The 20394-nt window shown below is 60.6% G+C and carries 20 protein-coding genes; all 20 read right to left on the reverse strand.

What is annotated here, in order from left to right:
- Positions 1-3 precede the first annotated feature (3 nt).
- A complete protein-coding gene (gene fliG, locus AC07N4_RS06880) occupies positions 4-1023 on the reverse strand; it encodes a flagellar motor switch protein FliG (RefSeq protein ID WP_007958288.1) in 1020 nt (339 codons plus the stop codon).
- Positions 1016-2803, reverse strand: a complete 1788-nt coding sequence (gene fliF / locus AC07N4_RS06885; RefSeq protein ID WP_102620339.1) for a flagellar basal-body MS-ring/collar protein FliF — start codon at positions 2801-2803, stop codon at positions 1016-1018. The genes fliG and fliF overlap by 8 nt, the downstream gene beginning before the upstream one ends.
- A gap of 15 nt (positions 2804-2818) precedes the next feature.
- The gene (gene fliE / locus AC07N4_RS06890) at positions 2819-3148 is read right to left on the reverse strand and encodes a flagellar hook-basal body complex protein FliE (protein ID WP_096822182.1); all 330 of its coding nucleotides are present in this window, start codon (positions 3146-3148) and stop codon (positions 2819-2821) included.
- A gap of 128 nt (positions 3149-3276) precedes the next feature.
- Positions 3277-4668 (reverse strand): sigma-54-dependent transcriptional regulator, encoded by a 1392-nt coding sequence (locus tag AC07N4_RS06895; RefSeq protein WP_493065499.1) that lies wholly within the window; start codon positions 4666-4668, stop codon positions 3277-3279.
- A 5-nt stretch (positions 4669-4673) separates the two neighbouring features.
- Positions 4674-5885 carry a sensor histidine kinase gene (locus AC07N4_RS06900; protein WP_102620337.1) on the reverse strand — a complete coding sequence of 404 codons (1212 nt, stop codon included), beginning with the start codon at positions 5883-5885 and terminating at the stop codon, positions 4674-4676.
- A gap of 110 nt (positions 5886-5995) precedes the next feature.
- Positions 5996-7471: a sigma-54 dependent transcriptional regulator gene (locus AC07N4_RS06905; protein ID WP_003222863.1), complete on the reverse strand. Its 1476-nt coding sequence runs from the start codon at positions 7469-7471 to the stop codon at positions 5996-5998.
- A 172-nt stretch (positions 7472-7643) separates the two neighbouring features.
- A complete protein-coding gene (gene fliT / locus AC07N4_RS06910; RefSeq protein WP_096822185.1) occupies positions 7644-7940 on the reverse strand; it encodes a flagellar protein FliT in 297 nt (98 codons plus the stop codon).
- A gap of 10 nt (positions 7941-7950) precedes the next feature.
- The gene (gene fliS, locus AC07N4_RS06915) at positions 7951-8349 is read right to left on the reverse strand and encodes a flagellar export chaperone FliS (RefSeq protein WP_102620336.1); all 399 of its coding nucleotides are present in this window, start codon (positions 8347-8349) and stop codon (positions 7951-7953) included.
- 129 nt (positions 8350-8478) lie between these two features.
- Positions 8479-9939: a flagellar filament capping protein FliD gene (gene fliD / locus AC07N4_RS06920; protein WP_096822187.1), complete on the reverse strand. Its 1461-nt coding sequence runs from the start codon at positions 9937-9939 to the stop codon at positions 8479-8481.
- A gap of 81 nt (positions 9940-10020) precedes the next feature.
- Positions 10021-10377, reverse strand: a complete 357-nt coding sequence (locus tag AC07N4_RS06925; protein ID WP_096822188.1) for a flagellar protein FlaG — start codon at positions 10375-10377, stop codon at positions 10021-10023.
- A gap of 73 nt (positions 10378-10450) precedes the next feature.
- A complete protein-coding gene (locus AC07N4_RS06930; RefSeq protein WP_064594348.1) occupies positions 10451-11302 on the reverse strand; it encodes a flagellin domain-containing protein in 852 nt (283 codons plus the stop codon).
- A gap of 243 nt (positions 11303-11545) precedes the next feature.
- Positions 11546-11812, reverse strand: coding sequence for a hypothetical protein (locus tag AC07N4_RS06935; RefSeq protein ID WP_493065498.1), 267 nt, complete (start codon positions 11810-11812; stop codon positions 11546-11548).
- Positions 11809-13101, reverse strand: coding sequence for a motility associated factor glycosyltransferase family protein (locus AC07N4_RS06940; RefSeq protein WP_493065497.1), 1293 nt, complete (start codon positions 13099-13101; stop codon positions 11809-11811). The genes AC07N4_RS06935 and AC07N4_RS06940 overlap by 4 nt, the downstream gene beginning before the upstream one ends.
- Before the next feature lie 86 nt (positions 13102-13187).
- The gene (locus tag AC07N4_RS06945; RefSeq protein ID WP_096822191.1) at positions 13188-14114 is read right to left on the reverse strand and encodes a ketoacyl-ACP synthase III; all 927 of its coding nucleotides are present in this window, start codon (positions 14112-14114) and stop codon (positions 13188-13190) included.
- A 226-nt stretch (positions 14115-14340) separates the two neighbouring features.
- The gene (gene pseI, locus AC07N4_RS06950) at positions 14341-15393 is read right to left on the reverse strand and encodes a pseudaminic acid synthase (protein WP_096822192.1); all 1053 of its coding nucleotides are present in this window, start codon (positions 15391-15393) and stop codon (positions 14341-14343) included.
- Complete coding sequence (gene pseG / locus AC07N4_RS06955) at positions 15390-16892, reverse strand: UDP-2,4-diacetamido-2,4,6-trideoxy-beta-L-altropyranose hydrolase (RefSeq protein WP_493065496.1); 1503 nt, start codon at positions 16890-16892, stop codon at positions 15390-15392. The genes pseI and pseG overlap by 4 nt, the downstream gene beginning before the upstream one ends.
- Positions 16889-17584, reverse strand: coding sequence for a pseudaminic acid cytidylyltransferase (pseF, locus tag AC07N4_RS06960; RefSeq protein ID WP_493065495.1), 696 nt, complete (start codon positions 17582-17584; stop codon positions 16889-16891). The genes pseG and pseF overlap by 4 nt, the downstream gene beginning before the upstream one ends.
- Complete coding sequence (locus AC07N4_RS06965) at positions 17581-18201, reverse strand: pseudaminic acid biosynthesis-associated methylase (protein WP_493065494.1); 621 nt, start codon at positions 18199-18201, stop codon at positions 17581-17583. Before AC07N4_RS06965 ends, pseF begins: the two co-directional genes overlap by 4 nt.
- Positions 18202-18232: 31 nt before the next feature.
- The gene (gene pseC / locus AC07N4_RS06970; RefSeq protein ID WP_493065493.1) at positions 18233-19390 is read right to left on the reverse strand and encodes a UDP-4-amino-4,6-dideoxy-N-acetyl-beta-L-altrosamine transaminase; all 1158 of its coding nucleotides are present in this window, start codon (positions 19388-19390) and stop codon (positions 18233-18235) included.
- Positions 19387-20388 carry a UDP-N-acetylglucosamine 4,6-dehydratase (inverting) gene (pseB, locus tag AC07N4_RS06975; protein WP_096822197.1) on the reverse strand — a complete coding sequence of 334 codons (1002 nt, stop codon included), beginning with the start codon at positions 20386-20388 and terminating at the stop codon, positions 19387-19389. The genes pseC and pseB overlap by 4 nt, the downstream gene beginning before the upstream one ends.
- Between the last annotated feature and the right edge of the window lie 6 nt (positions 20389-20394).

The following is a 20394-nucleotide window of genomic DNA, read 5'->3' on the forward strand; positions in this document are numbered from 1 at the left end:
GTGTTAGATCATTTCCTCGCCGCCCTTGCCACCGAGCACGATTTCTCCGGCTTCGGCCATACGGCGGGCGATGGTGAGGATTTCCTTCTGCGCGGTTTCCACGTCGCTGACGCGCACCGGGCCTTTGGCCTCGAGGTCGTCGCGCAGCAGTTCGGCAGCACGTTTGGACATGTTCTTGAAGATCTTTTCCTTGACGCCTTCGTCCGAACCCTTGAGGGCCAGCACCAGCACATCGGAGGACACTTCGCGCAACAGCGCCTGGATACCGCGGTCGTCGACATCGGCCAGGTTGTTGAACACGAACATGAGGTCTTCGATCTGACCGGACAGGTCTTCGTCGACTTCGCGGATCGAGTCCATGAGCTGGCCTTCGATCGAGCTGTCGAGGAAGTTCATGATGTCCGCCGCACGCTTGATACCACCCAGGGTGGTGCGCGAGGCATTCGAGTTGCCGGAGAACTGCTTCTCGAGGATCTGGTTCAATTCTTTCAGTGCCGCCGGCTGCACGGTGTTCAGCGACGAGACACGCAGGATGATGTCCAGACGCACCTTGTGGTCGAAGTTGCCCAGCACTTCACCGGCCTGATCCGGATCGAGGTACGCGACCACGATCGCCTGGATCTGCGGGTGCTCGTAGCGGATCACGTCGGCAACGGCGCGCGGTTCCATCCATTTCAGGCTGTCGAGGCCACTGGTGTTGCCGCCCAGCAGAATGCGGTCGATCAGGCCGTTGGCCTTGTCTTCACCCAGGGCCTGGGTGAGCATTTTGCGCACGTAGTCATCGGAGCCGACGCCCAGGCTGGTCTGGTCGCCGACAATGTCGACGAACTCGCTCATGACCTGCTCGACCTGCTCACGGTGGACGTTGCCCATCTGGGCCATGGCCACGCCGACCCGCTGAACCTCTTTGGGGCCCATGTGGCGCAGCACTTGTGCAGCATCGGTCGAACCCAGGGACAGCAGCAGAATCGCGGCTTTATCGACCCGGGACAGTTTGGCGACGGCGGCTCGGTTATCACTCATCTGCGTTAATCCACTCTTTCACGACCTGGGCCACACGACCCGGGTCTTCTGCCACCAGACTCTTGATTGCGTTCAACTGAGCGTCATAGCCTTCGCTCGGGCTCGGCAGCAGGATGCTGGTCGGGCCGCCGAGGCTGACACGATCGTTGGACAGTTCACCGTCCAGACCGCCCATGCCACCCAGTTCCACGTCACCGCCCAGACCGGCCAGTTCCTTGCCTTTGCCGCCACCGGTGATGTTGTTGAGCACCGGACGCAGCACGCCGAACACCAGCACCAGGATGAACAACACACCCAGCACTTGTTTGACGATGTCCCAGAACCATGGCTGGGAGTAGAACGGAATGTCGGCAATCACTTCGCCGCGCTCGGCGGAGAACGGCATGTTGATCACGCTGACGCTGTCGCCACGGCTGGCGTCGAAGCCGACCGCGTCCTGCACCAGGCGAGTGAAGCGCGCCAATTCGTCGGCGCTCCACGGCGCACGGGTGGTTTCGCCGTTGGCCGGGTTGATCTTGACCTGATCGTCCACCACCACCGACACCGACAGGCGATTCAGACGACCCTGCTGCTGCTTGGTGTGGCTGATGGAACGGTCGAGTTCGAAGTTCTTGGTGGATTGTTGACGCTTGTCTGCCGGGTACGGCGCGAGCATCGGCTGGCCGGTGGCCGGGTCCATGATCTGCTGACCGTTGGCATCAACCAGTGGCTGGCCCGGTTGCACCATGCTCGTCGAGGTTGCTGCACCGCCGGTGGTTTGTGGCGCCGAGGCTGGCGACGGCGGCTGGTTGCTCAGGGCACCCGGAACGCCTTGCGGGCCATTGCTGGCAGTACGCTGTTCGTTGACCGACTGTTCGCTGCGCAGCGCCGGCTGGTCCGGATTGAACTGTTCGGCGGTCGATTCGACGGCACTGAAGTCGACGTCGGCCGACACTTCAGCCTTGTAACGATCGTTGCCCAGTACCGGTTGCAGAATATTGTGCACACGCTGGGTGAGCATGCTTTCCATGCGGCGGCTGTAATCGAACTGCTTGCCGGCCATGGTCATTTCAGAGTTTTCCGCCTGATCCGACAGCAGGTTGCCCTTCTGGTCGACGACGGTGATCTGCGACTTGCTCAGCTCAGGGACGGAAGTGGCCACCAGATTGATGATGGCGACGACCTGACCCGGCTCCAGCGAACGACCGGAGTACAACTCGACCAGTACCGAAGCGCTTGGCTTGCGCTCGTCACGTACGAACACCGAGCTTTTCGGGATCGCCAGGTGAACGCGCGCGCCCTTGACGTTGTTCAGGCTGGAAATGGTGCGAGCCAGTTCGCCTTCGAGGCCGCGACGATAACGGGTCGCTTCCATGAACTGACTAGTACCCAGACCCTGTTCCTTGTCGAGAATCTCGAAACCGATATTGCCGTCGCTGGGAGTGACACCAGCGGCCGCGAGTTTGAGTCGCGCACGGGACAGGTCATCGGCCTTGACCAGCAAGGCGCCGGAATTCGGTTCGACGGTGTACGGAATATCGGCGGAGGCCAGAGTGTCCATGACCTGCTTGGCGTCCATACCGGCAAGGCTGCCGTACAGAGGCCGGTAGTCCGGTTGCTGCGACCACAGCACCACGGCAAAGCCAATCGCCACGCTCGCAGCCAGGCCGACCAACAGGCCCACCTGACGCAGCATGGTCATCTCGGAGAGGTTTTCCAGGAAGGACAGGCCGAACAGCGGCGGTTTGCCGTCTATCGGGGTGGCCTTGGCCGGAACGTTATCGGCGACTGCTTCTGCCATGACTCAATCTCGTCCTTAAACCGGCATCTGCATGATGTCTTGATAAGCCTGAACCAGTTTGTTGCGCACCTGGGTCAGAGCCTGGAACGACACGCTGGCCTTCTGCGAGGAAATCATTACGTCCGTCAAATCGACGCCGCTCTTGCCGATTTCGAACGCGTTGGCCAATTGGCTCGAAGCCTGTTGGGTATCGTTCACTTTGTTGATGGCCTGACCGAGCATGTCGGAAAAGCTGCTGCCCGCCACTTCTGGGACGGCGGCAGTCGATTTCGGCTTCGACATGGCGTCCATTTGCATGGCCTTCATGTCCGTCATCAACCGATTAATTTCAATACCTTGGCTCATGGTCTACTCTCTTGGGCGGCCCGCAATTTTTTGACACTCACTCGGCGGGTACTCAGGTGTTAGCAACAACGGTGCCAGCTCACGGGCACCGCTTCGAGAAATGCGTTTTCAAACGTTTGCGCCACCCGTCAGGTGGCGAACAGATACCCTTCGACGTCCATCCCGGCATCGCGCATTTGCGCCAGTTTGTAGCGCAACGTACGCGGGCTGATACCGAGTTTTTCGGCGGCTTCCTTGCGTCGTCCGCGCTCGGTGCGCAGGGTGTCGATGATCATCTGGAACTCGCGACGACGCAGGTCATCGCCCAGCGCGCCGGCCGAATCCGCCTCGATGTCGACTTCACGAATGACTGGCGCAGTCGGTACCGCCACCGGCAACGGGGCGAACAGCGCAGGCCCGGAGAGACAGAAATCCTGCGGCTGGATCAACCCGCCCTGCTGGAGAATCAACGCCCGCTGGACCGCGTTATCCAGCTCGCGTACGTTGCCCGGCCATGGATAACCGATCAGGCACGCCTGCGCCTCGGGCGAGAACTTCGCCATTGCATGCTTCATTTTATTGACGTGTTTGGCCAAAAGACGCTCAGCCAGCGGCAGGATGTCGGCGGTTCGCTCACGCAGCGGACGCCAGGCCAGCGGAAAAACCGACAGACGATAGAAAAGGTCTTCACGGAACCGCCCCGCCGCCACTTCGCCCGCCAGATCACGGTTGGTGGTCGCAACCACTCGGATATCGAGGCTGATCGGCTTGCGCGCGCCGACCCGCTCCACCTCGCGCTCCTGCAGAACGCGCAGCAGCTTGGCTTGCAGGCCCAGGGGCATTTCGGAAATTTCGTCGAGCAGAATGGTGCCGCCGTCGGCCTGTTCGAACTTGCCGGCCTGCGCCGCGATGGCGCCGGTGAACGAACCCTTCTCGTGACCGAACAGTGTCGCTTCGAGCATGTTGTCCGGGATCGCCGCGCAGTTGATCGCAATGAACGGCTGACGGGCGCGATGGGACTGCTGGTGAATGTAGCGGGCCAGCACTTCCTTGCCGGTGCCGGACTCGCCGGAAATCAACACGGTGGAATCACTGCGCGCCACCCGCGCTGCCAGATCCAGCAACTGCGCACTGGCCGGCTCGACCGCGATCGGCCCTTCCGTGTCGGCTGTACCGAGATTGCCCAAGGCATGGCGCGCGACCAGATCCAGCAGTGCCTTGGGCTCGAAAGGCTTGACCAGATAATCCGCCGCGCCCTGGCGCATGGCATCGACCGCGCGCTCGACGGCACCGTGAGCCGTCATCAGCAACACCGGCAGTTGCGGCTGGCGGGCGCGCAGCAGGCCGAGCAACTGATGACCGTCCATGCCCGGCATATTGACGTCGCTGACCACCAGGCTGAACGCCTCGCACTCCACTGCCTTCAGCGCCTCCTCGGCCGAACCCACTGCGTGATAATCGTGGCCGGCCAGCAGCAACGTATCGGCCAGTGCCTCGCGCAATGAACGGTCATCCTCGACCAGCAGAACCTTGATGCCCATGACCTTCACTCAGCTCCCTGTACAGCGGAAAACATCGGCAGGATCACCTGCGCGCACGTGCCGCGCCCGACCCGCGAGCGCAGCTGCAATTGTCCCTGATGAGCACGGGCCACGGCCTTGACCACGGTCAGGCCCAGGCCGGTGCCGGTGACCTTGGTGGTAAAAAACGGCTCGCCCAGCCGCGCCAGCACCGCCGGTTCAATACCGCCGCCGTTGTCACTGACGCACAGGCGAAGGGTGTTGTCGCGGGTGTAGCAATGCACTTTCAGGCGCACGTCACCGCCACTGGCCTGAATCGCGTTTTCAATCAGATTGAGGATGGCTCCGACCAGCGTATCGCGATTGCACAGCAACTCACCGGCATGGCTGTCGCACTGCCAGCGAATTGGCAGATCCTGCACATGGGTCAGCGCGGCGGCCTGCAACGACTGCATCAGGGCATTGGGCGTGATGCGGTCGGTCAGCGGCAATTCACCGCGAGCGAACACCAGCATGTCGCGCACCTGGTGCTCCAGCTCATGCAGACGCTCTTTGAGACGCCCGGCAAAACGCTGCTGAGTGGCGACCGGCAGCGCCTGTTCGGTCAAATGACTGGCATAAAGCAGCGCGGCGGAAAGCGGCGTGCGAATCTGATGAGCCAGCGAGGCGACCATGCGCCCCAACGACGACAGCCGCTCGTGGCGTGCGAGCTGATCCTGCAAGTGACGGGTTTCAGTCAGGTCGTTGAGCAGCACCAATTGCCCGGGCTCCGCATCCAGCGAGCGAGTGGCAATCGACAGGCGCCGACCGTTTCTCAGGGAGATTTCATGACCATCGTCTTCACGGGGCGCGAAGCAGCGTGCGATGACATGGCGCCACAGCTCGCCCTGGAGCGGTAAACCGAGCAGATCGATGGCGGCCGGATTGGCCTCGCACACGATGCCGTGACCGTCGATGACGATGACGCCACCAGGTAACAGATCAAGGAGATTTTGCAGACGGTTGGCCAGACGTTCTTTTTCCGCCAGCTCCTGCATGCGCTGGGCGCTGACCACGGCCAACTCGCCCTTGAGCTCGGTGACCCGCGCTTCAAGCATGCTGTAGGAATCGGTCAGTTGACTCGACATCTGGTTGAACAGCGCGAACGCCTGCTCAAGACCCTGCCGACTGGCCTGCTCTACGGACGGCAGTTGCCCCGAGGACTCGGGAACAGAAGACATCTGGGAGGCTTGGGGCATTGTGCTCTCTCGCTTGGCTGACCGTCAGTTAAACGGAACGTTGCGAGGGACGTAGCAATACCCGTGCCTAAAAAAAACTGCTTATAAATGAAGCAGTTGAAAAACAGGCGTCAATCATCCGCCTGTTCATCACCTTCACGTCGGCTCATGCCGTACTTGCGCATCTTCTCCACCAGCGTGGTGCGGCGAATACGCAGGCGTTCGGCCGCGCGCGCCACAATGCCGTTGGCATCGTCCAGTGCCTGCTGGATCAGCCCCTGCTCCAGACCACCGAGGTAGTCCTTCAGATCAAGGCCTTCCGGCGGCAGCATGGCGTTGGCGGTGAAGTCCGGCGTGTGGCCGTTGATTGCCACGCGCTCTTCCAGATCGCTGCGCAGGCTGTCGACCATTTGCTCGTCTTCGTCGTCGACGTAGCGGAACTTCTTCGGCAGCTCGACCACACCGATCACCCCGTACGGGTGCATGATCGCCATGCGCTCCACCAGGTTGGCCAGCTCGCGAACGTTGCCCGGCCAGCCATGGCGGCACAGGGACATGATGGCGGCGGAGTTGAAACGGATCGAGCCACGCTTCTCGTGCTCCATCCGCGAAATCAGTTCGTTCATCAACAGCGGAATGTCTTCGACGCGCTCACGCAGCGGCGCCATCTCGATCGGGAACACGTTCAGGCGATAGTAGAGGTCTTCGCGGAAGGTGCCGATCTCGATCATGCTTTCGAGATTCTTGTGGGTCGCGGCGATGATGCGCACGTCGACGCTCTGGGTCTTGTTGCTGCCCACGCGCTCGAAGGTGCGCTCCTGCAGCACGCGCAGCAGCTTGACCTGCATCGGCAGCGGCATGTCGCCGATTTCATCGAGGAACAGCGTACCGCCATTGGCCAGTTCGAAGCGACCGGCGCGGCTGGTGATTGCGCCCGTAAAGGCGCCCTTCTCGTGGCCGAACAGCTCGCTTTCCAGCAGCTCTGCCGGGATCGCCCCGCAGTTGACGGGCACGAACGGCGCGTCACGACGCTTGGAATGGTAATGCAGGTTGCGCGCAACCACTTCTTTGCCGGTGCCAGACTCACCAAGGATCAGCACGCTGGCGTCGGTGTCGGCCACCTGCTGCATCATCTGGCGCACATGCTGGATAGCCCGGCTGGTGCCGACGAGACTGCGGAACAGGTTGGGTTCGCGATGACGGCCGCGCTCACGGGCCTGGTCGTACATTTCGCGATAGACCTGGGCACGGTGCAGGGAGTCCAGCAGTTTGCTGTAGCTCGGCGGCATTTCGAGGGTCGAAAGCACCCGGCGGCGCTGGTCTTCGGGCAAGTCCACCGAAGAATTATCGCCCATCAGCAAAACCGGAAGGAACTCATCCCAGGTTGAGAGTGTCTTTAACAGGCCCAAGAGCGCACCAGGAGCATTGACCGTCCCGATCAGTACGCAAATGACCTCACGACTAGACGACAAAGAGCCGACTGCCTGCTGCCAGTCATGGCTTCCGCAGGGTAAATTTTCTTCGCCAAGAAAATTTAAAATCACCGCCAGGTCGCGGCGGCGGACGCTATCGTCATCGATCAGCAGAATTTTGGTTTCACGCCACATGCAATAGCAACTTCCCTAGTCAACTCAATGCCCGAAACGAGGGGCAAGCGAGACGCTTGCAGGACACCTTGTGCCTGTAGACGCCTGAAATCTGAAAACAGCCACTAGTTAAGTCAAAAAACCGTGCACAGTCAAATTTATGGCGCACATGTCTGGATTAACTGAGGGTTAATTAACCAAACAGATGGTAAACCTTTGCCGCGCTCTGCGCTTGGGTGATCTGCGACATCTCGTCGACTATCGCCTGACGCTCACCCATGGCGACCTCAAGAAGCTGCTTGTAGACATGCAGCAACTCCTCAAGATTGTCACGCAGTGCCACTTCATCCAGCGAAGCTTCACTCAAGACATCTTCCATGCAGGAACGGCAATCGAGATCCAATTGACCGATGGCCTCCCAGTTGCGCTCGGCCAGGGCACCGACCAACGCCTCTCGGGTTTCTTCGATTCGCTGCAATACAAGACTCATGGTGATCTCCTTAGAACTGAGGAGCGGGCGCAGGAGCGATCGCGTCCCAGCCTTCTTTTACCGTGCTCAGCAAGCCGGCGACCTCGTCCAGAATACGCGGGTCGCTGCTGATGTTCGCCTCGGCAAGACGCTTCATCATGTAGATATAAAGGCCATCCAGATCAGCCAGCGTGTCCGCGGACTTTTCCAGGTCCAGACCCTCACGCAGACCACTGACGATCCCGATCGCCTTGCTGATCGACGTGCACTTGGCTGGAATATCCTTGCGCTCGATCGCACCCTTGGCCTGAGCGATGCGGTCCAGGCCGCCTTCCATCAGCATTTGCACCAGTCGGTGAGGGCTCGCTTCGGACGTCTGAGCGTGGGCGCCAACTTTCTGGTATTGCCGAAGGGCTAACATCGGATTCATGTTCTACCTCATTTGCCACAATGACTCGTATGAACAGTGTATCGCCTGCGAGTCGAAAAACTTTAGACCATAAGACAAAAACCCGGCACACGCTCGAAAGCGTAGCCGGGTTTTTGTCGCGCTTGCATGTTACTTCGCAGATTGCTGAGCGTTCAGCGAGCTGAAGAACGAAGTAATGTTGCTCGCCGTGGCCTTCATCTGCCCTACCAGCAAATCCATGGCGTTGTACTTGGCAGTCAACGTCTTGGTCAGGTTGGCGACCCGCAGGTCCAGTGCCAGCTGCTGGTTGGTAAGGTTCCTGGTGTTGTTGTTCAGGATCGTCATGCGCTGATCAAGCAGACCCGTAGTGGTCTTGCCATCAGCCGATGGCTTGAGATACGGATCCACCGCCTTGCTCATGCGCGTCAACAGACCATTGGTGTCGTTGGTGCCGGTGAACATGTCCTGGACCTTGCCGGTCATGCCTGGCGTGGACATGACCTTGTTGAACGCAACGGTATCGAACGTCAGGTTACCGGTGAGCTTGTCGGTCATGACCCCCATCTGCGACAGATAGGCCATCGAGGTACCGGCCGTGGCGCTCGGAGCAGTCAACTGCGCACGAATGTCGGCAATCAGCGAACGCGGCAGGGAATCACCGGTGAACGCCGCCTGAACGGTCAGCTTGCCATTTTCGTCCGGCGTTGCCTTGGACAGCGTATCGATGGTGCTCTTCAGGGTGTTGTAGGCGTCGACGAAAGACTGAACGGACGTCTGCAAACCCTTGGTGTTGGCATCAACGGTTACCGTAACCGGTGTTCCGGCCGTAGCAGGAACAGTCAGCAGGTTCATCGTCAAACCGCTGATGGCGCCAGTGACCGTGTTGCTCTTGCTGCTTACCTGAAGACCGTCGATGGTCAGCTGCGCATCCTGTGCCAGGCCATTGACCGAGCCGGAGGCACCTGGTGCCGGGGTCGCCCCCATCGGCTGGGTTCCATCGATCTCAAGACCGGCAATACCGCTGACTGTCAGATCAGAACCCGCACCCGTCTTGCTCGAACTGATCACCAGACGCGAAGATCCGGAGCTGTCGGTCACGATGTTCGCGGAAATACCATTGACAGCCTGAGCCGAGTTGATTGCATCGCGAGTGCTCTGCAAAGTCGCGTTCGCCGGGATCGCGACATTGTAATCAGTGCCATTCTGACTGATTTTCAGGGTACCACTCGGAATGGCACTGGCAGCACCACCGGCAAAGGATGCACTGGCTACTTTCGAGCCTGTGGCCAGTTTCTGCACAACTACGCTGTATGTACCCGATACTGCGGTGTTATCCGAAGTCACGCCCAGAACAGTCGGAGTCGCCGACGTGGCGGTGTAACCGGAAAACGCAGGGTTGGTCTTGCTGCCCAGGTTGGCCATCGCCGTCTGGAATGTCGTCAGCGCACTCTTCAGCGTACCGATACCGGAGATCTTCAGCGTGTTGGTTTTGGTCGTGGCATCGATCTGCGTCTGCTTCGGCGACTTGTCGGCATTGACCAGCGCAGTAACGATCGCACCAATGTCCAGGCCGGAGCCCAGGCCCGTACCCGGTAAAATTGGACTTGCCATGTGCATCTCCCTTGGGGTTGTTGCCAGTCTTTTGACCCTTGTCGGCGCCTAAAGAACTTCAAACACTATTCATGCCAGCTATCAGACTTTGGCGTCGAACAACACGTGACTCGCGTTGGCGAGGCTGTCTGCCAGCTTCAGCGCTTCTGCGGAGGGGATCTGTCGTACGACCTCGCCCGTCTCGCTTGCAATCACCTTGACGATGACTTTCCCGGAATGCTCGTCAATCGAGAATTCCAGATTGCGCTTGATCGACTGTACGAACTTTTCGATCTCCTGCACCGCCAGCTTCAATTTGCTTTCATCCGTTTCCTGACTGTCTTTCACGGCAGTAACGGCGTCAGCAGCCTGCGGCTTCGCTTCCGAGGGCTTGTCTGTGACAGTATTGGCTGGCTTGGGAGCCGGATAAGTCACGTTAAGCTTTACGCTCATGTCCATGCTCATCACCTCCTAACGTGAAAAAGCGAGAGAGCACGACAAGCGCACTCCCCCGCCAAAACTCATTCCGAAATTACTGAAGCAGCTTCAGTACAGCGGAAGGCAGTTGGTTGGCTTGAGCCAGAACAGAGGTCGAAGCCTGTTGCAGGGTTTGCTGCTTGGTCAGGTTAGCAGTCTCTGCGGCGAAGTCGGTATCTTGTACGCGACCTTGTGCAGCAGTGGTGTTCTCGGTGATGTTCTGCAAGTTCTGGATGGTGCTGGTCAGACGGTTTTGCGAAGCACCCAGAGCGGCGCGAGTGGCGTTGATGTTCGCAATTGCAGCGTCGATCGCGGTGATCGCGTTGTCGATGTTCGAAGCGGCGGCAGCCGAAGTAGCACCGGTCAGAACAACAGTACCGCTACCTACCGACAGGCTGACGGCGTCGAACTTGCCGCTCAGTACCAGGTCGATGTGGTTGGCGGAGCCAGTGTTGGCGCCAACTTGCAGGGTCACAGTACCAGCCGAACCGTCCAGCAGGTTTTTGCCGTTCAGGTTGGTAGCAGCCGAGATACGGGTGATTTCGTCAGACATCTGAGCGAATTCAGCGTTGGTTGCGGTCTGGTCAGCAGTGCCGTTGGTACCGTTACGAGCTTTAACAGCCAGTTCACGCATACGCTGCAGGATGTCGGTCGAAGCTTGCAGAGCGCCTTCAGCGGTCTGAGCAACGGAGATACCGTCGTTGGCGTTCTGGATCGCCTGAGTGTTACCACGGATCTGCGAGGACATACGGGTAGCGATTTGCAGGCCAGCAGCGTCGTCTTTAGCGCTGTTGATTTTCAGGCCGGAAGACAGGCGCTGCATCGAAGTCGACAGAGCGTCGGAGGCGCGGTTCAGGTTCTTCTGAACGTTCAACGACGTGGTGTTAGTGTTTACTGTTAAAGCCATGACGAATTCCTCGTTGGTTGGGTACTGCGGCTTCCGGCCCTGGCAACCGCCGGGTATGGCCTAGAGAACCTTCGTAATAGTTATCGTCGGGTTTGCAGGTTGCTTGAGGGCTTTTTTGAAAATTTTTGCCATCACCCTGCCACCCCCCTGAAAACAAAGACTTAGCAGCACTTTACCTGCGAAAAAATGACGCCATAAAACCGTCCGCCGCGCAAACCTGCGGGCCAGCGCTGTCGGCTTTCCTCAAGCCGCAGAACTTTCCAGCAACCGGATCAACTCGTACTCCATGAAGTCGGCAAGCCCGAGCCAGTCCTGACGCTCCTGGCAATTGAGCATTTGTGTGAGCAGGTGCGCCCACGACTGCTGGATATCCGGCGAGGCGGACACCAGCAACTGCTGCGCCCCCTCGAACACATCGACCATGTCCAGCGCCGCTTCGACATCACGTCCCAGGCGAAACAGGCCTGCACACCGCCGGCATTCGTCGACACAGCCTTGCAGCGCACTCATTGCACGAACTCCTGGTTGAAGCGCGTCCCGGCAATCAACGCACCTGCGCGGCTACTGTTGAAGAACTCGACTTGGGGCTGGCTGGCGATGTAACGCTCCAGCACACACAGATAGCCGCGGAAATTGAGCTGCGTACTGACGCGCTCGCCGAAGCCGTCACGCACCCAGTGCCGTGCCTGGTTCACCGACGGCCCCAGATCACCATCACGCCAGCCGGCGTGGGTCTTGTTCATCGGAAACGCGAAGTCGGCACCGAACAGGGTGATCCGCGCCGCCCCCATCTTCACCGCCAGATCCACCGCCGGATGAATCACGCTGCCGCCCACATGCAGCAGCGCCCGTGGATGTTGCTCTCGCAACGCCGCATAGACCGGGCTGAGCGAATAGCCGCCGTAGCGCTTGCCCTTCCAGGCCCTCAATACCTCAGGGTCGCTCATGGGCAGATACACGAGCGGGATGCCGTCGGATTCTTCGAAAGGCAAATGCCGAAAGCTGATGCGCTGATCGATGCTCACCACATAGTCGGGCACGATCCCGTGCTCGCGCAGCGGTCGGTAAGCGGTATCCACGCAAATGAACAGCGGGCGTTCGTCGCGCTCACGGATCGCTGCGAGTCGCTCGAAATGCTGCTCAAGCGTCGGCCCGGTGCCGATCACGTAGACTTCCCGGCCGGCACAATTACCAAACAATTGCGCCACATCATCGTCAGCCAGCAGCACCGGCAGACAGTCCTGCAGACGCTGCAAAATGAAGGGCGAATGCGGATCGAACTCACGATTGTTGAAACTCAGGTGCACCTCACTGACCAGCCGATCACGAATCTTCGCGTTGAAGTCATCGGCCAGCAGCATTTCAGTCGGCAAGGCAAAAAACGGCGTGCAGATGTCCGTCAGGTCTCCGGCGTACAGAAGCTCTACCCGCGCCTCTTCCAGCCACTGCCGCTGATCGATCAGTTGCAACACCAGGGCGAACAGCGCGCCATTGAGAATGTGAACATACAGCCGCTCGAGCCCGGCGCGCTCCAGCAGTACCGCCGGCAAATCCCCGAGACCGGTGCCGTAGACGTGCAATTGCGGCTTGTCCGCCGGCAGGCTGGCGGCCTGGATCCGGGCTTCGTGGAGGCGGTCATGGCGACTGGTGAGCTGAATCCCGCCGATGCTCAGCGTCGAACCGAGCCCCTGCGTCAGCTCGGCTTCGATCGCCGAACTGTCTTCGTTCATCAACCGTGCGAACAGTGCCGGCCAGCGTCGCTCGATGACTTCAGCGTTGGCTTGGAAGAATTCGCTCATGGTGCCTCACGCTCCATTCAGGCAAAAAAATAGCGTTCAAGGTTAACCCTTGAACGCTATTTTTGTATCCGTCGTTTTTAGCCGTTTCAAGGACGATAGATAATCGCCGAACCCCACGACAGACCGACGCCGAAACCACTGATCGCAATGCGCTGCCAGTCGGAATCCAGCACGTGTTTTTCCAGCAGCAGCGGAACGCTGGACGACACGGTGTTACCGGTCTCGACCATGTCCTTGATGAACTTCTCCGGCTCGCCTTCGAAGCGTCGTGCCACGGCATCGACAATCGCTGCACTGCCCTGGTGAATGCAGAAAGCATCGATGTCATCGGCCTTGAGGCCGGAATCGTCGAGCAACTCATGCAAGTGCGCCGGGACTTTCAGCAGCGCAAAGTTGAACACCTGACGACCGTTCATGAAGAACACGCCATCGGTGACTTTCAGGTGCGGCGCACCGGAACCGTCGGTGCCGAACTTGGCCTTGCCCAGCGCCCAGGCCGGATTTTCGCCCATCCACGTCGCGGTAGCGGCATCGCCGAACAGCATGGTGGTGTTGCGGTCTTCCGGGTCGACGATCTTCGAATACGGGTCGGCGGTGATCAGCAGACCGTTCTTCAGGCCGGCGGCTTCCATGAAGCCCTTGATCGCGTAGATGCCATAGACGTAACCGGAGCAACCCAGGGAAATATCGAACGCGGCGACGTTGGTCGGCAGGCCGAGCTTGTCCTGGACGATCGCAGCGGTGTGCGGCAAGCCTTCTTCGTCACCGTTCTGGGTGACGACGATCAGTGCATCGATGGATTCACGTTTCAGTTCAGGGTTGTTGGCAAACAGCGCATTGGCCGCTTCAACGCACAGATCGGAGGTTTCCTGTTCCGCGTCTTTACGTGGGAGGAAGGCCGAACCGATCTTGCCGAGGATGAATTCTTCATCCTTCTCGAATTTTGCACCTTGTGCGTAATTGTCCACGCCGGCTACAGGAACGTAGCTCGCAATGCTTTTTATGCCAATCATTACGGCTTCCCAATAATAAACAGCCCAATACCACCGCTCGCAAGGATTTCGAGGGGCGCCGACAAACAGAAAACGGCCGCCACAACGGGCAGCCACGGGGAGCGCAAAGGGCTATCACTGCAACCGATAACGGGCCAGGCGCCATCTCCCCGGTCAATACAATACAGTGAAGATGCGCGTTATGACTCGCAGGTCACGCTATTTTGCCGAATCGGTGCAGATCGGGTTATTCGACCAGTGACCAGTCCAGCGGCGTGCCGCGCTTGATCGGCGCGCGCGCGCGGCGGCCGAGGACGGCGTCGGTGTGCTTGGGCGGCAGACCGAGACCAGGACGAATGGCGCGCACGTTGGCCGCCGTGAAGGGTTCACCGGCCGCCATGTCGGCCGTGACGTACAGCGACCGACGGTAGACCAGAGACTTTTTCTCAGCCTCGGTCACGCCGTAATGCACCTGACCCATAGCCTGCCAGGCGCGCTCGGTTTCCAGCACCAGAGCGGCCATTTCCGCAGGCTCCAGCGAGAAACTGGCGTCCACCCCGCCCGCCGCGCGGTCGAGGGTGAAGTGCTTTTCAACCACCGTCGCACCGAGTGCCACAGCCGCCACCGACACACCAACGCCCATCGAATGATCGGACAGCCCCACCTGACAACCGAACAACTCACGCAGATGCGGGATCGTGCGCACGTTGCTGTTGAGCGGCGTCGCCGGGTAGGTGCTGGTGCACTTGAGCAGCACCAGATCCTTGCACCCGGCTTCACGGGCAGCGCGCACGGTTTCGTCGAGCTCGGCGATGCTGGCCATGCCGGTGGAAATGATCAGCGGCTTGCCGGTCGCCGCAACACGGCGAATCAGTGGCAGATCAGTGTTTTCGAAACTGGCGATCTTGTAGGCCGGCACATCGAGGCTTTCAAGAAAATCCACGGCGCTGTCATCGAACGGCGTCGAAAACGCCAGCATGCCCAGTTCTTTGGCCCGGGCAAAGATCGGTGCGTGCCATTCCCAGGGCGTGTGGGCCTTTTCGTACAGGTCGTAAAGGGACGTGCCGGCCCACAGACTGTTCGGATCCTTGATGAAGAATTCGCCTTCCGCCAGATCCAGCGTCATGGTTTCAGCGGTGTAGGTTTGCAGCTTCAAGGCATGGGCCCCGGCCTTGGCCGCCGCCTCGACAATCTGCAAGGCGACGTCCAGCGACTGGTTATGGTTGCCGCTCATTTCGGCAATGATGAACGGCGGTGCGTCGGCACCGATCAGGCGATCGCCAATCTTGAAACTGTTCATGAACGGTGTTCCTTCAAATCCTTGGTGAACGCGCAGGCACTTTGGGTGAACCCGGCGTCACGAAATACATTCAATGAGGCCCGATTGGCCGGCAACACCTGTGCGCTGATCGCGGTCAATTGCGGCCAGTGCGCCGTGACGAACGCCTCGCCCCGCGTGAGCAGCGCCCTGCCCCAGCCGAGACCGAAACGCCCCTCCAGCAGATACAGCGAAACCTCGGCTTCAAAGCCGCGCAGATCGTAGCGCAACACACCGACCGGGCCCTCATCGGCCTCGGCGATCAACAACAGCCGTTGAGGATTGCGCAGACTGGCGCTCAACCAGTTCAGATGCTGCGACCACTCGATCGCGCCACTCTTCACCGACCAGCGCTGCACAGCGTCGGCGTTGCGTCCGTCGAACAACACCTGCGCATCGTCCAGCGTCGCGCCCCGCAGCGTGAGCACCGCGCCGGCCAGTGCCGCCGCAACCCGCAGCGCGCCGCGCCCGTCGACCAGTTGCCGCGAACGCTCGGCCAGGCTCTGGCGCAGATAAAAGTTGTCCACGACAAAACCGACGGCATTACGCAGTTGTTCGACGCTGACCTGCTCCCGCGCGCCCATGAACACATGCGCCCCGGCCGCGGCCATCACCTCGCCGTTGGCCTGCTGGTTGTTCGACACCGCGATGCAGATCGTCGGCAGGCCCATGGCCGCGCGCTCCCAACTGGTGCCACCGCCAGCGCCGATGAACAGGTCGGCTTCGGTCATGCGCCGATGAAAATCGCTGACGAAACTGTGCAGGCGCCAGTTCGGCCGGCTTGCGGCCAGTGCCTGCATCTCTGCCCATGCCGGGTTGTCGGCACCGGCGACGAAGTCCACTTCAAGCCCGGAAAAATCCGCCAGCGCCAGCATCGCGTGATGGGTCTGGCGGGCAGCGTCGAAGCCGCCGAAGTTCACCAGCACCCGTCGCGCCACGGGTTTGATCTCGATGACCGGGCCGCTGAACTCTTCGCGCAACATGGCAAAGCGCGGACCAAGCAGCGTTCGGCAACCTGCCGGCAGCAGTGGCTGATAGTTTTCGCTGAGACCGGAGAGGTTCTGATTGAGCAGCAGATCCACGCTGTAACGGCGGGTCGCCAGATCGTCGACGGCGGCGATCCGTGGTGCGAAGCGACGGGCCGCGGTCTGCCAGTGATGATCGAGGCCGTAGTGGTCGGCGATGATCCAGTCGAATTCGGCCTGACCTTCCAGTTGCGTCGCCAGTGCATCGATATCCGCCTGCCACGGCAGCATCGACTCGATGGCCTGTTCCGGGTCTTCACCGGCGTAGCGATCCGGCAAGGCGAACGTCTCGAAGCCTTCGCCCTGCAACGCATCGAGCCGATGCCCCGGCAATCGCCGACAGGCAAACGCGACGTGACTGCCCTGGGCGCGCAACACCCGTGCCAGCGTCAGGCAACGGGCGATGTGGCCGCTACCGATGGTGGGCGAGGCATCGGCGCGGATCAGTACTCTCATTGCAGCTCTCCGCCAGCCTTGAGTGCGGCGTAGAGGTATTCGGCGCGTTTCCAGTCTTCAGCGGTGTCGATGTCCTGCACTAGATGCCGGGGCAGGATCACCGGCAGGCTAACCGGCGAATACAGAATCTCGCCACGCAGCCAGGCCTCGCTGCGACCCCAGTAGAACTGGCCGGCATCCTGAAAGGCGGCCGGCAGATCCTGCGAACGGGTGTTGCGAAACTCGGGGTACAACGCCGTCAGCGCGCCCTGCCCGTCAAGGGTCAAGGCACGCTGCACCGGAAAGCCGAAATCGGTGACCGAAAAAGCAAAGGACTTGTCGGGATGCTGCTCCAGTAACTTAAGCCCCTGGCGCAGAAACCGCGCCTGCAACAACGGCGCCGTGGCGTACACGCAGCAGGCGTAATCGAAGGCAGGCAGTTGCTGCAAGGCATGCACGATCACCGCAGCCGTGCCGGTGAAATCATCGGCCAGCTCTGCCGGACGCAAGAACGGCACCTGCGCACCATGGGTCTGCGCCAGTTCGGCGATCTCTTCGTCATCGGTGCTGACCACCACCTGGTCGAACAACCCCGAATCCAGCGCCGTGCGAATCGAACGGGCAATCATCGGCACTCCGTCGAACGGTTTGAGGTTCTTGCGCGGAATGCGTTTGCTTCCGCCGCGGGCCGGGATGATTGCGACGTTGCTCAAGGGCGTTTTACCAACAGGAACCAGGTGACGTCGTCCAGCGGAAATTGCGGATCGCGGTGATAACCAAAGCCGTAATCCAGCAGTTGCAGATCGGGATAGCGATCGAGCATTTCCCCGGCGAAATCGCGCTTGAACAACTTGCCGCTGTTGCCGCGATAGGACACTTCCACCGGCGACGGATTGTAGTATTCGGCGATCAGGATGTAGCGCTGGCTCAGCTCGTACAATTGCGCATAGGCGGTCGGCAACAGCTCCGGGGCCAGATGAATCAGCACGCCTTTGCTGAGCGTCAGGTCGTAGCGGCGCTCGCGGGGGAAATCGAACAGCGAGCCGTGCCAGATGTTCGCAATCTCCAGCGCACGCGCCTGGGCACAGGCACTGGCATTGATTTCGACACCGAACAGTTCGCAGCGCGGCAACAGCTGACGCAGCGCCTGCAAATTGTTGCCGGCGTTGGTGCCCAGCTCCAGCAGGCTGTCGATCCGTCCGGCCCGGCTCAGCGCTTTGGCGAACAACGCCAGATTGGCCGCCACCAGCGGTTGCCCGACATTGCGGTCGACGTACTGGTTGCCGAACTCGCCCTGCCAGAATTGTTCCTGCTCGCTCAGATCACGCATTGCCGTTTTCCATCCACCGCCGCAGCGGCATTTATTCAGTCAACCGACGCAATTGCTCGACCACGTAATCCTGCTGCTGATCGCTCAACAACGGAAACAGCGGCAGGCTGATCGCTTCGGCGTAATAACGCTCGGCCTCGGGAAAGTCTCCCTCGGCGAAACCCAGTTCACGATAGTACGGCTGCAGATGCACCGGAATGTAGTGCAGGTTCACGCCGATGCCAGCCGCGCGCAAGCCTTCGAACACCTGACGGTGGCTGAGGTTGATGCGCTCGGTCTGCAAGCGCACCACGTACAGGTGCCAGGCCGATTCGGCGTCCGGCTGGATGCTCGGCACGGTGACCGGCAAATACGCCAGCAAGCGGTCGTATCGCGCGGCCAGTTCCCGACGACGGGCGATGAATTCGTCCAGCTTGCTCAGCTGTGACAAGCCCAGCGCAGCTTGCAGATCGGTGATCCGATAATTGAAACCCAGCTCGACCTGTTGGTAATACCACGGCCCGTGACTGGGCTCGGTCATCTGCTGTGGATCGCGGGTCATGCCGTGGCTGCGCAGGCGTTGCAGACGCTCGGCCAGCTCCGGGCGATTGGTCAGCACCATGCCGCCTTCGCCGCTGGTGATGATTTTCACCGGGTGGAAGCTGAACACCGTCATCGCCGCGAACTCACCGCAACCCACCGGGAGTCCGGCGTAACTGGCGCCGACCGCGTGGGAGGCGTCTTCGATCACCGTGAAGTTGTAGCGTTCGGCCAGCTCGGCGATTCGCCGCATGTCGCAGCTCTGCCCGGAAAACGCCACCGCCACCAGCACTTTGGGCAAGCTGCCGTCGCGCTCGGCAGCGTCGAGTTTGCTGGCCAGCACCTCGGCATCGAGGTTCCAGGTCAGCGGATCGATGTCCACGAAGTCAACGTCGGCGCCGCAGTAACGGCCGCAGTTGGCCGAGGCCAGAAAGGTGTTCGGCGTGGTCCACAAGCGGTCGCCCGCTCCCAGCCCCGCCGCCAGGCAGGCAATGTGCAGCGCCGCCGTGGCGTTGCACACCGCGACCGCGAAATCGGCCTGGCAACGCTCGGCCATCGCCTGCTCGAAGCGCTCGATAGTCGGCCCCTGAGTCAACCAGTCGGACTGCAACACCTCGACGACCGCGTCGATGTCCGTCTGGTCGAGGCTTTGCCGACCGTAGGGAATCATACCGACAGCTTCGCGTGCAGGTCGGCGATCTGCCCCACCGAGAGGAAATGCGGGTTGGTGTCGGAGCGGTATTCGAAATCTTCACCGACCGGCACGCCACGCTCGCCGAGTTTGTCCTCGGCGAAATCCACGTCGACGCTGGTGAAACGAATCGACGGCTGGATGGTGTAGTGATCGGCGAACTCCAGGGTCATCCGCGCATCGTCCAACGGCACCATCAGTTCGTGCAGCTTCTCGCCCGGACGGATGCCGACGTTCTTGTGCGGCAGATGCTCGGCCATGCCGCGAGCCAGATCGACCACACGGATCGACGGGATCTTCGGCACGAACACTTCACCGCCGTGCATCCGCGCAAAGCTGTCGAGGACGAATTGTACGCCGTGATCTAGGGTGATCCAGAAACGGGTCATGCGCTCGTCGGTGATCGGCAGCTCTGTCGCGCCATCGGCAATCAGCTTGCTGAAAAACGGCACCACTGACCCGCGCGAGCCCGCTACGTTGCCGTAGCGAACCACGGCAAAACGCGTCTGTTGCTCACCGGCAATGTTGTTGGCGGCGACGAACAATTTGTCCGAGAGCAACTTGGTGGCGCCGTACAGGTTGATCGGGCTCGCCGCCTTGTCGGTGGACAGCGCCACGACTTTCTTCACGCCGTTGTCGATGGCAGCGGCGATGATGTTCTCCGCGCCATTGACGTTGGTGCGAATGCACTCGGTCGGGTTGTATTCCGCCGCCGGCACCTGTTTCAACGCCGCGGCGTGCACCACGTAATCGATGCCGCGCATGGCCTGGCGCAGACGCTCGGCGTCGCGCACGTCACCGAGGAAGTAACGCATGCACGGCGCGTTGAACGTCTGCTGCATCTCGTACTGTTTGAGTTCATCCCGGGAGAACACCACCACCCGCTTGGGCTGGTATTGCTCGAGCAGGCGCGCAATGAACTTGCGCCCGAACGAGCCGGTGCCACCGGAGATGAAAATCGATTTACCGTTGAACATGTCTAG

Source organism: Pseudomonas sp. GW821-FHT09E04 (genome assembly GCF_059416185.1).

Excerpts from the sequence above, each read along its gene's own strand:
- AC07N4_RS06905 (WP_003222863.1), bottom strand. The coding sequence starts at position 7,471 with ATGTGGCGTGAAACCAAAATTCTGCTGATCGATGACGATAGCGTCCGC.
- fliT (WP_096822185.1), bottom strand. The coding sequence starts at position 7,940 with ATGAGTCTTGTATTGCAGCGAATCGAAGAAACCCGAGAGGCGTTGGTC.
- AC07N4_RS06965 (WP_493065494.1), bottom strand. The coding sequence starts at position 18,201 with ATGCGTGATCTGAGCGAGCAGGAACAATTCTGGCAGGGCGAGTTCGGC.
- AC07N4_RS06900 (WP_102620337.1), bottom strand. The coding sequence starts at position 5,885 with ATGCCCCAAGCCTCCCAGATGTCTTCTGTTCCCGAGTCCTCGGGGCAA.
- AC07N4_RS06925 (WP_096822188.1), bottom strand. The coding sequence starts at position 10,377 with ATGGACATGAGCGTAAAGCTTAACGTGACTTATCCGGCTCCCAAGCCA.
- fliF (WP_102620339.1), bottom strand. The coding sequence starts at position 2,803 with ATGGCAGAAGCAGTCGCCGATAACGTTCCGGCCAAGGCCACCCCGATA.
- fliS (WP_102620336.1), bottom strand. The coding sequence starts at position 8,349 with ATGAATCCGATGTTAGCCCTTCGGCAATACCAGAAAGTTGGCGCCCAC.
- pseB (WP_096822197.1), bottom strand. The coding sequence starts at position 20,388 with ATGTTCAACGGTAAATCGATTTTCATCTCCGGTGGCACCGGCTCGTTC.
- AC07N4_RS06945 (WP_096822191.1), bottom strand. The coding sequence starts at position 14,114 with ATGATTGGCATAAAAAGCATTGCGAGCTACGTTCCTGTAGCCGGCGTG.
- fliG (WP_007958288.1), bottom strand. The coding sequence starts at position 1,023 with ATGAGTGATAACCGAGCCGCCGTCGCCAAACTGTCCCGGGTCGATAAA.
- AC07N4_RS06940 (WP_493065497.1), bottom strand. The coding sequence starts at position 13,101 with ATGAGCGAATTCTTCCAAGCCAACGCTGAAGTCATCGAGCGACGCTGG.
- pseI (WP_096822192.1), bottom strand. The coding sequence starts at position 15,393 with ATGAACAGTTTCAAGATTGGCGATCGCCTGATCGGTGCCGACGCACCG.
- fliD (WP_096822187.1), bottom strand. The coding sequence starts at position 9,939 with ATGGCAAGTCCAATTTTACCGGGTACGGGCCTGGGCTCCGGCCTGGAC.
- AC07N4_RS06895 (WP_493065499.1), bottom strand. The coding sequence starts at position 4,668 with ATGGGCATCAAGGTTCTGCTGGTCGAGGATGACCGTTCATTGCGCGAG.
- AC07N4_RS06935 (WP_493065498.1), bottom strand. The coding sequence starts at position 11,812 with ATGAGTGCGCTGCAAGGCTGTGTCGACGAATGCCGGCGGTGTGCAGGC.
- fliE (WP_096822182.1), bottom strand. The coding sequence starts at position 3,148 with ATGAGCCAAGGTATTGAAATTAATCGGTTGATGACGGACATGAAGGCC.
- pseG (WP_493065496.1), bottom strand. The coding sequence starts at position 16,892 with ATGAGAGTACTGATCCGCGCCGATGCCTCGCCCACCATCGGTAGCGGC.
- pseC (WP_493065493.1), bottom strand. The coding sequence starts at position 19,390 with ATGATTCCCTACGGTCGGCAAAGCCTCGACCAGACGGACATCGACGCG.
- AC07N4_RS06930 (WP_064594348.1), bottom strand. The coding sequence starts at position 11,302 with ATGGCTTTAACAGTAAACACTAACACCACGTCGTTGAACGTTCAGAAG.